This window comes from Oceanicola sp. S124, from assembly GCF_000220565.1.
Taxonomy (GTDB): domain Bacteria; phylum Pseudomonadota; class Alphaproteobacteria; order Rhodobacterales; family Rhodobacteraceae; genus Pseudooceanicola.
In genome coordinates this window covers 16,905-30,351 of the sequence record NZ_AFPM01000017.1, presented here as the reverse complement: position 1 = coordinate 30,351, position 13,447 = coordinate 16,905, and the positions used below count along the sequence as shown (strand labels likewise).

The 13,447-nt window shown below is 66.4% G+C and carries 15 protein-coding genes; all 15 read right to left on the bottom strand.

Annotation, left to right across the window (positions count from 1 at the left end):
* Nucleotides 1-124: 124 nt before the first annotated feature.
* Entirely contained in the window at nt 125-1,144 is a 1,020-nt protein-coding gene (locus tag OS124_RS0101545; RefSeq protein WP_010137515.1) for an amino acid ABC transporter substrate-binding protein, read from the bottom strand.
* Between the two features lie 224 nt (nt 1,145-1,368).
* A complete protein-coding gene (locus OS124_RS0101540; protein ID WP_010137514.1) occupies nt 1,369-2,091 on the bottom strand; it encodes an ATP12 family chaperone protein in 723 nt (240 codons plus the stop codon).
* The gene (locus tag OS124_RS0101535) at nt 2,088-2,765 is read right to left on the bottom strand and encodes an HAD-IA family hydrolase (RefSeq protein WP_010137513.1); all 678 of its coding nucleotides are present in this window, start codon (nt 2,763-2,765) and stop codon (nt 2,088-2,090) included. The genes OS124_RS0101540 and OS124_RS0101535 overlap by 4 nt, the downstream gene beginning before the upstream one ends.
* Before the next feature lie 4 nt (nt 2,766-2,769).
* Complete coding sequence (locus tag OS124_RS0101530) at nt 2,770-3,822, bottom strand: RluA family pseudouridine synthase (protein ID WP_010137511.1); 1,053 nt, start codon at nt 3,820-3,822, stop codon at nt 2,770-2,772.
* Nucleotides 3,819-4,202, bottom strand: a complete 384-nt coding sequence (crcB, locus tag OS124_RS0101525) for a fluoride efflux transporter CrcB (protein WP_010137510.1) — start codon at nt 4,200-4,202, stop codon at nt 3,819-3,821. The genes OS124_RS0101530 and crcB overlap by 4 nt, the downstream gene beginning before the upstream one ends.
* Nucleotides 4,203-4,289: 87 nt before the next feature.
* Nucleotides 4,290-5,624: a replication-associated recombination protein A gene (locus OS124_RS0101520; protein WP_010137509.1), complete on the bottom strand. Its 1,335-nt coding sequence runs from the start codon at nt 5,622-5,624 to the stop codon at nt 4,290-4,292.
* Nucleotides 5,624-7,006 (bottom strand): trypsin-like peptidase domain-containing protein, encoded by a 1,383-nt coding sequence (locus tag OS124_RS0101515; RefSeq protein WP_010137508.1) that lies wholly within the window; start codon nt 7,004-7,006, stop codon nt 5,624-5,626. Before OS124_RS0101515 ends, OS124_RS0101520 begins: the two co-directional genes overlap by 1 nt.
* A 174-nt stretch (nt 7,007-7,180) precedes the next feature.
* Nucleotides 7,181-7,603 carry a 50S ribosomal protein L17 gene (rplQ, locus tag OS124_RS0101510; protein WP_010137507.1) on the bottom strand — a complete coding sequence of 141 codons (423 nt, stop codon included), beginning with the start codon at nt 7,601-7,603 and terminating at the stop codon, nt 7,181-7,183.
* A 242-nt stretch (nt 7,604-7,845) separates the two neighbouring features.
* Nucleotides 7,846-8,451, bottom strand: a complete 606-nt coding sequence (locus OS124_RS0101505) for a histidine phosphatase family protein (protein ID WP_010137506.1) — start codon at nt 8,449-8,451, stop codon at nt 7,846-7,848.
* A gap of 279 nt (nt 8,452-8,730) precedes the next feature.
* Complete coding sequence (locus tag OS124_RS0101500) at nt 8,731-9,747, bottom strand: DNA-directed RNA polymerase subunit alpha (protein WP_010137504.1); 1,017 nt, start codon at nt 9,745-9,747, stop codon at nt 8,731-8,733.
* Nucleotides 9,748-9,863: 116 nt separating this feature from the next.
* Nucleotides 9,864-10,256, bottom strand: coding sequence for a 30S ribosomal protein S11 (rpsK, locus tag OS124_RS0101495; RefSeq protein ID WP_010137503.1), 393 nt, complete (start codon nt 10,254-10,256; stop codon nt 9,864-9,866).
* A gap of 15 nt (nt 10,257-10,271) precedes the next feature.
* A complete protein-coding gene (gene rpsM, locus OS124_RS0101490) occupies nt 10,272-10,640 on the bottom strand; it encodes a 30S ribosomal protein S13 (RefSeq protein ID WP_010137502.1) in 369 nt (122 codons plus the stop codon).
* A gap of 309 nt (nt 10,641-10,949) precedes the next feature.
* On the bottom strand, nt 10,950-11,342 hold the full coding sequence (locus OS124_RS0101485) for a hypothetical protein (protein WP_010137501.1): 393 nt from the start codon (nt 11,340-11,342) through the stop codon (nt 10,950-10,952).
* Between the two features lie 129 nt (nt 11,343-11,471).
* Entirely contained in the window at nt 11,472-12,050 is a 579-nt protein-coding gene (locus tag OS124_RS0101480) for an adenylate kinase (protein WP_010137500.1), read from the bottom strand.
* Nucleotides 12,047-13,411, bottom strand: coding sequence for a preprotein translocase subunit SecY (secY, locus tag OS124_RS0101475; protein ID WP_010137499.1), 1,365 nt, complete (start codon nt 13,409-13,411; stop codon nt 12,047-12,049). The genes OS124_RS0101480 and secY overlap by 4 nt, the downstream gene beginning before the upstream one ends.
* Nucleotides 13,412-13,447 lie beyond the last annotated feature (36 nt).

Genomic DNA, 13,447 nt, shown 5'->3' with positions numbered 1-13,447 from the left:
TAAATCTTCCCCGTGTCCGGCCGTTTCTATCAGGGCGTCTTCGCGCGTGGCCGGGTCTGTCCCTTTGCGGGACCAGATGTGGAGGAGGGGCGCGACTTCTGCCACGCCCCTCCTCGCTCAGATCTTAGCGGAACGGCGGCGTGTAGAGCAGGCCGCCATCGGTGTACTGGGCGTTCAGGCCACGGGCGAGACCGATCGGGGTGTTCTCGCCGATGTTCTTCTCGAACAGTTCACCGTAGTTGCCGCCGGCCTTGATGGCCGCGACGGCCCAGGTCGGCTCGAGGCCGAACATCGCGCCCAGTTCGCCTTCGGTGCCGAGCAGACGGTTGATCTCCGGGTTGTCGGTCGGGGCCGAGGCCAGCTCGTCGACATTGGCGGAGGTCACGCCGTATTCTTCGGCCGCAATCAGGGCGTTCAGCGTCCAGCGGGCAATATCGGCCCATTCGTCATCGCCGTGACGGACGAGCGGACCCAGCGGCTCTTTCGAGATGATCTCGGGCAGAACCGCGTAGTCACCCGGGTTCTCGAAGGTCGCGCGGGTGGCGGCGAGGCCCGAGGCGTCGGTGGTGTAGACGTCGCAGGCGCCGGCGAGGAACTGCTGTTGAGCTTCAGCATTGGTCTCGATCGGAACCGGCTCGTAGGTGATGTTGTTGACGCGGAAGAAGTCGGCCAGGTTCAGCTCGGTGGTGGTGCCGGTCTGGATGCAGACGGTGGCGCCGTCCAGTTCCTTGGCCGAGGAAACGCCCAGCTCCTTGGGAACCATGAAGCCCTGACCGTCGTAGTAGTTGACGCCGATGAAGGTGAACTTCAGGTCGACATCGCGCGAGAAGGTCCAGGTGGTGTTGCGGGGCAGGATGTCGATCTCGCCCGAGGCCAGCGCGGTGAAGCGGGTCTTGCCGGTGGTGGGGACGAACTCGACCGCGGTCGGGTCACCCAGCACGGCGGCGGCAACGGCGCGGCAGACGCCGACGTCGAAGCCTTCCCATTCGCCGTTGGCGTCGGGGGCCGCGAAACCGACAAGGCCGGTGGTGACGCCGCAGTTCAGCTTGCCGCGAGCTTTCACGTCATCGAGGGTGGCAGCACCGGCAACGCCGGCGGCCAGGCCAGCGACGGTCAGCGCGCCAAGAAATACGGATTTTTTCATGTTTACCTCTTCCTGATGGTCCGCCTTGTCCTCTGCGGCGGTTTACCGACACAGAGCCGGGGACGAATTCGCTAAGGGTGCTCCCCCTTAACAATGCCTAAACACTGAGCGGATTCACCTGGAGGGGTCAAGCCATTCATCACGAAAAGCGAACGTCGAATTTCCAAACTGGAATGGATCGGGGCGGGCGTCGGCGGCGCCGGGCCAGCCCCTGCCCGGCCCCCTCAGGGGCGCGAGTCAGGTGCCAGGAGCGACACGAATTGTCGTGCGTCTTCAAAAGCGACCCTTTTCAGCGCGGCCACGGCCTGCGCCTCTTCATCTGCGCCCCATTGCTCTTCCTGCCAGGTCTCGTCGATCCGCGAGAGCTGCCACAGGTCCTCGTCCGACCGGGTGGTCAAAAAAGAGGCAAAGCCCAGGACCAGGGAGCCGGTGAGAGACACCAGGTCATGGAAGGCCGCCAGCTCGAAGGGGGTCATCGCATGGACCCGCGCGCGCAGTCGCGACAGGGCTTCGGGGTCCTGCGGCGCATGCAGGATCCCCTGCCGGGGCGCCAGCCGGGCGCCCAGTTCATCGGCGGCCCAGTCAAGCATCGGGTCCCAGGCCTGCTGCTGTCGCGCCACCAGTTCGGCGGGGCTCTCGGCCCGGTAGCAGAGCAGGTCGGCGTCGCCGTATTCGGCCAGCATCTCGGCCACCTCGGCGCGCTGCACCGAGACCTTGTCGATGGCGGAATTGGCGGTCCGCGTCAGCGGCATCGTGGCCGGGACGACGACCTCGGCCTGGGCCGCCCATTCGCCAGCCAAAGCTTGTGCCAATGGCTCGGAGGGCACCACGAGGGGCGCCTTGGCCGGGGTGCGGACCGGACGCCCGTCCAGTTGCACGGTGTAGCCGCCCTCGGTCGGCACGGCCTCGGAACGGGTCCAGAAGACGCGCGGTTTCCAGTCGCTCATCGGGTCTCTCCGGTCAGTCTGTCGATGGCTGCGGCCAGCTCTTCGGCGGTCTCCGCCGTGGCGCTGGAATGGGTCATTTCGGTCAGCGGATGGTAGCCCCAGCCGACCGCGATCGAGGCCACGCCCGCCGCCTGTGCCATGTCGATGTCATAGCGCGTGTCGCCGATCATCACGGCGCGCGCCGGCGCCACCCCGGTCTCGGCCAGGGCGGTGAGAATCATCGAGGGATGCGGCTTGGAGGGGTGATCGTCCGCCACCTGGATCGACTGGAAATAGCCGCGCAGCCCATGCACATCCAGCAGGGCCTCCAGCCCGCGGCGCGACTTGCCGGTGGCCACGGCCAGCAGCGTCTCATCCTCGCCGGCCAGGCGCCGCACCAGGGCCTTCATGCCGGGAAACAGCGGCGAATGCTCGGGTCCGGCGGCCAGGCGATTGCGCTGGTAGGCCGCCTTGTAGGCCGCCACCAGCCGCGCATGGGTCGAGGCCGGCACCTCGGGCGCCAGCAGGACCATCGCCTGATCCAGCGACAGGCCGATGATTCGCTTGATTTCATCGCGCGAGGGCAGCGTCAGCTCGATCTCGTCGAAGGCCTCGGCCATGGCGGCGCGGATCTCGCCCAGCGAATCGGACAGCGTGCCGTCCACGTCGAAGATCACCAGTCGCAGGTCACTCATCGGCTTATCCCAGCGGTTCGTCGAGGTCGAAGGGATCCTTGCGCACAGTATCCTCGGACCAGCCGAAGTGATCCCAGGAGCGTTTCATGTGCTCGGGCAGCGGTGCCTCCAGCTCGACCGGCTTGCCGGTGAAGGGATGGGTGAAGCGCAGCAGCCGGGCATGCAGGTGCAGCTTGCGGGAAATCTCTCCGCCCAGTTGCGCGCCCCAGCCATCGCCCAGGTTTTCCTGGCTGGACCCGCCGTACTTGCCATCGCCGATCATCGGGTGGCCGATCTCGGCCATATGGGCGCGCAGCTGGTGCGTGCGGCCCGTCACCGGCACCAGCCCGACCCAGGCCGCCCGCTGACCCAGCCGCCACAGGACCGAGTAGTCGGAGACGGCGCGCTTGGCACCCGGGGTGCTCTCGATGTCGCGCGGGTGGACGCAGATCATCTTCTCGCCCTCACCGCCCGAGCCATGGCCCGGCGCCTTCACCAGCCCGAACTTGATCGTGCCCATGTAGGGATGGGGCACCCCGGCGACCAGCGCCCAGTAGATCTTGCGGGTCTCGCGCGACCGGAAGGCCGCCGTCAGCTTCGCCGCCGCCTCGCGGGTGCGCGCCAGCAACAGCAGGCCCGAGGTATCCTTGTCGAGGCGGTGCACCAGCCGGGGCTTTTCGTCATAGCCGAACTTCAGCGCCTCGGAGAGGCCGTCAACGTGGCGCGTCTGCTTCGAACCGCCCTGCACCGGCAGGCCCGGCGGCTTGTTCAGGGCGATGATGTGATCATCCTTCCACAGCACCGCCGCCTGCATCATCTTCACGTCGGCATCCAAGATGCGCGGCCCGGACTCGGGCTCGGGCGCCTCGCCCACCGGGATCGGCGGCACGCGCAGGATCTGGCCCGGCGACAGGCGCGTGCTGGATTTCACCCGCCCGCCGTCGACACGCAGCTCTCCCTTGCGGCACATCTTCTCGATCCGGCCCTGGGTCAGCTGCGGGAAGGTCCGCCGCAGCCAGCGGTCCAGCCGCATGTCGGCATCGCCTGCCGGAATCTCGATCTGCTGCACGCCGCTCATGCCAGGACACCTTTCATCACGTAGGTCCCGGCGACGATTGCCGCCAACGAGACCACCACAGAGACACCGACATAAAGCGCCGCCAGACCGGGCTCTCCCCGCTCGTAGAGGGTGAAGGCCTCGAGCGAGAAGGACGAGAAGGTCGTGAAGCCGCCCAGAATCCCCGTCGCCAGGAAGGGGTTCCAGTGACCAAGTCCCTTCTCGCCGATGTAGACCACCAGCGCCCCCATCAGGAACGAGCCGAGGATGTTCACGAAGACCACCCCGAGCGGCATCGGCAGCCCCGGCCCCGCAAGGCGCAGGATCGCCACCCCCGAAAGGTAACGGAGCGAGGCACCGATGGCGCCCCCGGCAGCAACTTTAAGCAGTGTCAGAAACATCCGGCGTCTGTCGCTTGCGCGCCCTCCAATGTCAAGCTTTACAGGGTTATGGCCGCGTTGCGCCCTGCGTCGGCCCAGGTCCCTGGATCACGTCCCCGGGTCTCCGGCCCGCTTGGCGCGCAGCCGGGCGAAATACTCGATCCGCTTCTTCAGGTCGCGTTCGAAGCCCCGTTCCACCGGCTGGTAGTAGCCCGGGCGCTTCATCCCCTCCGGGAAGTAGTTCTGCCCCGAGAACCCGTCCTCGGCATCGTGGTCATAGGCATAATCCGCGCCATAGCCCAGCCCCGCCATGAACTTGGTCGGCGCATTCAGGATGTGCTTCGGCGGCATGACAGAGCCGGTCTTGCGCGCCTCGGCCCGCGCCGCGAGATAGGCCATCTCGGTCGCGTTCGACTTGGGCGCCAGCGCCAGGTAGATCACCGCATTGGCCAGCGCCTGCTCGCCCTCGGGGGAGCCGAGGCGTTCGTAGACCTGCCAGGCATCCAGGCAGATGGTCTGGGCCTGCGGATCGGCCAGGCCGATATCCTCGACCGACATCCGGGTGATGCGGCGGGCCAGGTAACGCGGATCCTCGCCGCCCTCCAGCATCCGGCAGAACCAGTAGAGCGCCGCGTCCGGGTCGCTGCCGCGCACCGACTTGTGCAGCGCCGAGATCAGGTTGTAGTGCTCATCGCCGGACTTGTCGTATTTCGCCGCCCGCCGCATCAGGCGCTTGGCCAGCTGCTCGGGGTCCAGCGGTTCGCCGACCTTCCAGGCCGCAACCTGCTCGACGAGGTTCAGGAAGGCGCGGCCGTCGCCGTCGGCCATGCCCAGAAGCGCCGCGCGGGCGTCGGGGTTCAGCGGCAGGGTGCGCTCCAGCGCCGCCTCGGCGCGTTGTGCCAGCAGTTCCAGGTCGTCCAGGCTGAGCCGTTCCAGCACCATGACCTGCGCACGCGACAGAAGCGCCGCGTTCAGCTCGAAGCTGGGGTTCTCGGTGGTGGCGCCGACCAGAAGGATCGTGCCGTCTTCCATATGCGGCAGGAAGCCGTCCTGCTGGGCCTTGTTGAAACGGTGGATCTCGTCGACGAACAGCAGCGTCCCCTGCCCCATGCGACGGCGCTGGCGGGCGGCCTCGAAGACCTTCTTCAGATCCGCCACGCCCGAGAAGATCGCCGAGATCTGCACGAAATGCAGATCCGTCTCATGGGCCAGGAGGCGGGCCATGGTGGTCTTGCCGGTGCCGGGCGGGCCCCAGAAGATCAGCGAGGACAGCGCGCCCGAGGCCAGCATCACCGTCAGCGGCGCATCCGGGCCGATGACCTGGCTCTGGCCGATGACCTCGGACAGGCTTTGCGGGCGCAGCCGATCAGCCAGCGGGCGCGGGCCCGCCGAACTGTCCTGTGCCGCGCCGGGCGCGGGATCAGAGCCGAACAGATCCGCCATCAGAGTCGGAACCGCATCGACATTGCCTTGCCATCGCGCAGCACGGTCAGGGCAAGGAAATCACGCGCCTCCGACAGCGCCGCCTCGGCCTGCGCCGAGCTGGCGACGGCGGTGCCGTTGACCTCGGTGATCACGTCTCCGCTGCGCAGCCCGGCGCGCTGGCCGATGCCGCCCGGGTCGGTGATCATTGCGCCGCTGGCGTCGTTGGGCAGGGTCGCCTCGGCGATCACGGCCGGATTCACGGTGACCAGCGCCATGCCGGGGATCGGCCCCGCGCGGCCCGTGGTCAGCGGATCACGCGGCGGATCCTCGGGCGCCGGGGTCATCCGCACCTTGACGTCGCGGGTCTTGCCATTGCGCAGCCGGGTGACCTTCACCTGATTGCCGAGCCCCGCCACGGTCATGCGGAAGATCATCTCGGGCGGCGAGGCGACGGGCAGGCCACCCACGGCCAGGATCACGTCTCCGACCTCGAAGCCGGCCTCGGCGAAGGGCGAGGCAGGGTGCAGCGCCGTCACCGCGATGCCCTCGGGGCGGTCCAGACCGAAGTGGTCGGCCATGTCCGCATCCACCGCCTGCCCGGTCATCCCGGCCCAGGGACGCTGGAACTGGCCGGCGCCGCCCTGCGCCTGCGACAGGAATTCCTTCACCAGCCCGGCGGGGATGGCGAACCCGATGCCGTTCGACCCGCCCGAGCGGCTGAGGATCGAGGTGTTCACCCCGATCAGCTGACCAGAGACGTCGATCAGCGCCCCGCCCGAGTTGCCCGGATTGATCGGCGCATCGGTCTGGATGAAATAGCCGCGCTCGTTGCCCGTCGCCGTGCCGGACCGCGCGAGGCCGGACACGATGCCCGAGCTGACCGTCTGCCCGACGCCGAAGGGGTTGCCGATGGCCAGCACCAGCTCTCCGACCTCGACGGTGTCGCTGTCACGCAGGTCGAGGTGGGGCATGTCCTCGGCCCCCTCCAGCTTGAGGATGGCAAGATCCGAGGCGGCATCGGCCAGCAGCACCTCGGCGTTGAACTCGCGCCGGTCGTTCAGCACCACGCGGATCTCGTCCGCCTGTCCGACGACATGGTAGTTCGAGACCACGTAGCCGTCCTCCGACAGGATCACCCCAGAGCCGAGAGAGTTCTGCACCCGCGGTCGCGACGGCGCGAAGTTGCGGAAGAACTCGGAAAAGATCGGGTCGTTGGCGAAGGGAGAGGCGCGGCTCTCGACGATGCGCTTGGCGTAGATATTGACCACCGCCGGGGTGGCCTCCTTCACCAGGGGCGCGAAGCTGAGGGTGATCTCGGCCTGGGATCCGGGCACCCGCGCTAGGGCGGGCTGGCCGAGAGGCAGGGCAAGAAGAAGCAGGGCGGCGAGTTTCCGGAGCACCTTGGGGCCTTTCTGTCGCGGCGGTCAGGGACCAGATATGCGGACCGGCGGCGCGGAAGGCAAGCCATCGGGGATCACCTGCCCGTGCGCATCCCACTGCGGCGCTGCGGCCAAAGCAAAACCCCCGCCGGAGGCACCGACGGGGGTTCGCGATCTCTGCTGAGGGGCGCGCGATTACTCGGCGGCTTCCTCGGCTTCCAGGCGGGCCTTGTCGGCTGCGCCCTTGGCGTCGACGTCACGGTCGACGAATTCGATGATCGCCATCGGGGCCATGTCGCCGTAGCGGAAGCCGGCTTTCATGATGCGGATGTAGCCACCCTGACGCTCGGCGTAGCGGGGGCCGAGGACGTCGAACAGCTTCTGGACCAGAGCGTCCTGCTTCAGCTTGGATGCGGCCTGACGGCGGGCGTGCAGATCGTCACCGCCGCGCTTGGCCAGCGTGATCAGCTTTTCGACGATCGGACGCAGTTCCTTGGCCTTGGGCAGGGTGGTCTTGATCTGCTCGTGTTCGATGAGCGAGCCAGCCATGTTCGACCACAGCGCCTTGCGGTGCTCGTGGGTACGGTTCAGGCGGCGGTAACCTTTTGCGTGACGCATTGTCTTACTCCTGGTGCCCTCTACGGGCGGTTTTGCTTTGTCCGGCCTCCCTGCGTCGGGAAGCTCTCCTTGGGGCGGAATGCCCTGAAAAACCACGGGCCTTGCGGCCCCGGACACGCGGGCGACGGCAGCAGACCTGCCCAGCCGACTCGCGGTGCGCGTGCAATAGCCGAAGGCGGCCTTGCAGGCAAGGCTTTCAGCTCTGTTTTCGATAGCCTTTCGCGGGCGGGCCAGGTGAGCCGTCAGGCAGCCAGACCGACCAGCGCCTCGAGCGGGCGCCAGCCGTGCAGGGGCTGCCGGGTCTCGCTGTCGAAGACGAAGTAGTTGCCCCCGCCCGGGGCGCCGCCGGCACGCGCCTGATCGTGGCAGCGGTCGATCGCCAGACCCGCCAGCGCGCAGTAAAGCAGCGTGCCGACACCGCCATGACCGACCAGCAGCAGGTCGCCATCGCCCTGGCTGGAGAGGCAATCACCGACCTCGGAAAGGATGCGGTGCTGCGCCGCGCGAGCCGTTTCCCAGCCACGATAGCTTTCGTCGGGCGTGGCGAAGAAGGCATCCGCCGCCACCTCGAACTGCTCGGGCAGCAGGAAGCCGGTGGCGCTGCGGTCGTTCTCGTGCATCGCGGCGCGGATCTCTGGCGAAAGGCCGAGGTCGGCGGCCAGCAGGGTCGCGGTCTCCATCGCCTTGCGTTCGGCACTGCTGACGATGCGGGTCACGCCCAGAAGCGCCGGCGCCCCAAGCAGTACGGTCAGCCGGGCGGCGCCGACATCCGACAGGCCCCAGTCGGTCACCTCGACCTCGGCGTCGATATGGACCTGCGGATGGGTGAGGTAGTGGACAAGCGGCATGGGGCCTCCGGGCATTGCTGGCCCCGGAGCTATCACCCCGTTCGGCCCGGCGGAAATGAAGGTTCTGCAATGGGCGGTGCGCCGCCGCCGTGTCAGGACTCTGCCGACGCGCCTCCGACATCAGGCGCAGGCCTCGGGCAAGCGAAAAGGGCAGAGCCTGCGCCCTGCCCTTCTTTATTTCTTCCGAGGCGCGGCGAAGGTGGATTTCATCCACCCTACACCTGTCGCACCCTCCGTCCGGTCCGGCGTAGGGTGGGTGCAACCCACCTGCCCTGCGGATCAGAAGTGGTCTTCGAACTTCTTCGCCAGGTCTTCGATGTTGTCCGGCGGCCAGTCCTCGACGTCCATCCCGAGATGCAGGCCCATGCCCGAGAGCACTTCCTTGATCTCGTTCAGCGACTTGCGGCCGAAGTTCGGGGTGCGCAGCATCTCGGCTTCGGTCTTCTGGATCAGGTCGCCGATGTAGACGATGTTGTCGTTCTTCAGGCAGTTTGCCGAACGGACCGACAGCTCGAGCTCGTCGACCTTCTTCAGCAGCAGCGGGTTGAACTCCAGACCGTCGTCGTCGTCCTGGCGCGAGGCCGACTCGGGCTCTTCGAAGTTCACGAAGATCGACAGCTGGTCCTGCAGGATGCGGGCGGCATAGGCCACGGCGTCATCCGGCGTGATCGAACCGTCGGTTTCCACCTTCAGCGTCAGCTTGTCATAGTCCAGCACCTGGCCCTCACGGGTCGGCTGCACGTCATAGGACACCTTCTTGATCGGCGAATAGATCGCGTCGATCGGGATCAGGCCAATGGGTGCATCCTCGGGCTTGTTGCGGTCGGCGGGGACATAGCCCTTGCCGGTGTTCACGGTCAGCTCCATGAACAGGTCCGCACCCTCGTCGAGATGGCAGATGATGTGATCGCGGTTCAGAACCTCGATGCCGTTGGTCTCGGCGATGTCACCGGCGGTGACGGCGCCCGGGCCCTTGGCCGAGATCGAGACGCGCTTCGGCCCTTCGACTTCCATGCGCAGGGCCACGCCCTTGAGGTTCAGCACGATGTCGGTGACGTCTTCGCGCACACCGGCCACGCTCGAGAACTCGTGCAGCACGTTGTCGATCTGGACGGAGGTGATGGCCGCACCCTGCAGCGAGGACATCAGCACGCGGCGCAGCGCGTTGCCGAGCGTCAGGCCGAAGCCACGCTCCAGCGGCTCGGCGACGACGGTCGCCTGACGCGCGGGATCATTGCCCGGTTTGACGTCAAGCTGGGTCGGCTTGATCAGTTCGGCCCAATTCTTGTGGATCATGCGTGTCTCCTCAATTCCTGTCCCGGCCCCATGTCCGTAGGCCGGCACGCCCGAGGTTCAAAAGACGAAAAGAGAGGCCGCGCCAAGGCGCGACCCCCCGTATCAGGTACGTCCGATCAGACGCGGCGGCGCTTCGGCGGGCGGCAACCGTTGTGTGCGATCGGGGTCACGTCGCGGATCGACGTGATGTTGAAGCCGATGGCAGCCAGCGCACGCAGCGCCGATTCACGGCCCGAACCGGGGCCCTGCACTTCGACTTCCAGGGTCTTCACACCATGTTCCTGGGCCTTCTTGCCGGCATCTTCCGCAGCCATCTGGGCAGCGTAGGGAGTCGACTTGCGCGACCCCTTGAAGCCCATGGTGCCGGCGGAGGACCATGCAATCGCATTGCCCTGCACGTCCGAGATCAGGATCTTGGTGTTGTTGAAGCTGGAGTTCACATGTGCGACGCCAGCTGCGATGTTCTTGGAGACCTTTTTCTTGCCCCCACGACGGGTATCACGTGCCATATCTGCGGTCTCCCCTTACTTCTTCTTGCCGGCAATGGCCTTTGCGGGGCCTTTGCGGGTACGAGCGTTGGTGTGGGTACGCTGACCGCGAACCGGCAGGTTGCGGCGGTGGCGCAGGCCGCGGTAGCAGCCGAGATCCATCAGGCGCTTGATGTTCATCTGAACTTCGCGGCGCAGGTCGCCTTCCACGGTGTAGTTGGCGTCGATATGCTCACGGATCGAGAGCACTTCGGCATCGGACAGCTCGTTCACACGACGGGTCAGGTCGATGTTGACGGCTTCGCAGATGGCCTTGGCCGATGCGGGGCCGATACCGGTGATGTAGGTGAGGGCGATGGGAACCCGCTTTGCAGTCGGGATGTTAACGCCGGCGATACGTGCCAATGGTCACTTTCCTTTGGTTGCGGATCCGTAGCTCCAGATCCTTTTTTCACAACAGGATGGCCCGAGGTATTACGACCTTGGGCCATGTCTGAAACGGACACCCACAGGACACGCCAGAATCGGCGCGCACGCGGGGATAGGGCTGCGTATTTTGTATTCGAGGGAGGGTCAACCCATTTTTCACGGTTACGTGGAGCGCCCCCGGATTGTCCACCAGGGGCCCGAAGCCACGTCCGTTCGGGCGGCGATACGCCCATGGGAATGTCTCCTCAGGGTACAGTGCCCGGGCCCGGGGTTCAAGACCGGGCATCACCACCCGACACCGGGGCAGCGGCGGAATGTCACCCGTGCCGGGCGGAATCCGGGAATGCGCAGCGTGATCCTGCCGTCACGGGAGAAGGCTCCGCGGATCTCCGTCGTCCAGAAGCGCGAGCGTGGCATGGCCTGGTTGTCGGCGCAGCTGGCTTGCGGAATGGTGAAGCGCTGCCCCGGCTCGAGGTCGGGCAGGCGCGCGGCCCAGTCGCAGCCCATGTAGTGATTGCCCATGTGATGCCGTTCCAGCACCATCGGCTCGCGCTCCTCCCAGGCTGCGATCGAAGCGGCGCAATAGGCCGGATCGTCGATCCAGGCGACATCCTGTGCCACGGCCACGAGGGGCAGCAGCGCCAGCAGAAGGGCGGGAAGCGTGGCAGGGCGCGTCATGCCCTGACCCTGCCGCCCCCTCCCCGGCCGGTCAAATGACAAGGCCCGACATCAATGCAAAAGGGCGCCCCCCCGGGGACGCCCTCTGTCTTTCCTGTGCTCCGGCCCAAGGCAATCCGGGCCCGGGGATCAACGATCCAGGATCGCGCCGATCGAGGCCTTGACCACATCCATCGCCGCCAGGCCGTCGACCCGCTCGAGGTTGCCCTTGGCATGGTAGTAGCCGAGCAGCGGAGAGGTCTTCTTGTAGTATTCCATCAGCCGCTTCTTGAGGCTTTCCTCGTTGTCGTCGGCACGGGCGGTGCCGCCGGCCGCGACGGTCTCCTTGGCGCGGTTGACGATCCGGTCCACCAGGACCTCGTCACGCACGCGCAGCTCGATGGCATAGTCCAGCTTCTGCCCCATCTCGGCCAGCAGCGCCTCGAGCGCATCGGCCTGGGCCAGGGTGCGCGGGAAGCCGTCGAAGATGAAACCGCCCTTCTGCGGGCCTTCCAGCTTCTCGCGGATCAGGCCGATGACGATCTCGTCCGTGACCAGCTCGCCACGATCCATGACGTCGGCGACGACCTTGCCCATCTCGGTGCCCGAGGTGCGGGCCTCGCGCAGCATGTCCCCGGTCGACAGCTGGATCATCTCGCGTTCCGCGACCAGCATCCCGGCCTGGGTGCCCTTGCCGGCCCCCGGCGGTCCAAGCAGAATAATATTCATCGACGTGCAGCTCCTCCCTTGCGTGCCCGGCGCTTACCTTTACCGCGCAGCTGCGATTTTTCAATCAGGCCCTCGTACTGGTGGGCCAGAAGATGAGATTGCACCTGCTGGATCGTATCCATGGTCACCGAGACGACGATCAGCACCGAGGTGCCGCCGAAGTAGAAGGGCACGGAGAACTGGTTGCGCAGGATCTCCGGCATGATGCAGACCAGTGCCAGGTAGCCCGCACCGAGCACCAGGACCCGGTTCACGACGTATTCAAGGAACTCCGCGGTCTTCTTGCCGGGGCGGATGCCGGGCACGAAGCCGTTCTGGTTCTTCAGGTTGTCGGCCACGTCTTCGGTCTTGAACGCCACGTTGTGGGTGTAGAAGTAGGCGAAGAAGACGATCATCGCGACGAAGAACAGCAGGTAAAGCGGCTGACCGGGGCCGAAGTAGGCCAGGATCGTCGACATCACCGGGCCGGTATCAGAGCCCGAGAAGGTCGCGATGGTGGTCGGCAGCAGCAGCAGCGAGCTGGCGAAGATCGCCGGGATGACGCCCGCCGGGTTCACCTTGATCGGCAGGTGCGAAGAGCCACCGTCATAGACCTTCATGCCCACCTGGCGGCGGGGGTACTGGATATGGATCTTGCGCAGGGCGCGTTCCATGAAGACAACGAAGGCAATGACCGCGATGACCATGACGATCACGCCGATGATCACGGCCGGGCTGATGGCGCCCGAACGGCCCGAGGCGAAGAACTGCGCCAGGGCTGCGGGAACCTCGGCGATGATGCCGACGAAGATGATCAGCGAGATGCCGTTGCCGACGCCGCGCGCGGTGATCTGTTCGCCCAGCCACATCATGAACATGGTGCCGCCCACCAGGGTGATCACGGCCTCGAGGCGGAAGAAGAGACCCGGATCCGAGGCAAGGTCGCCCGCTTCCAGCGACACGGCAAGGCCGTAGGCCTGCAGCGTGGCCAGCAGCACGGTGCCGTAGCGGGTGTACTGGTTGATCTTCTTGCGGCCCTGCTCGCCCTCTTTCTTCAGCTGCTCAAGCGCCGGCACCATGGCCGTCATGAGCTGCACGATGATCGAGGCAGAGATATAGGGCATGATGCCCAGGGCGAAGATCCCCATGCGGCCAAGCGCGCCGCCGGTGAACATCGACAGCATGCCGCCGATACCCTGGCCCGCGCCTTCCATGAACTCCCGCAGCGCGGCACCGTCGATCCCCGGCACGGGGATATAGGTGCCAAGCCGGCAGATGATCAGCAAACCGATGGTGAAGAGGATGCGCTTGCGCAACTCCGTGGCCTTGCCGAGCGCGGCCCAGGAGGTGTTGGCAGCCATCTGTTCTGCTGCAGATACCATATGGCTCTCTTTCTTGGCAGAGCGCCGCCGAAGCCA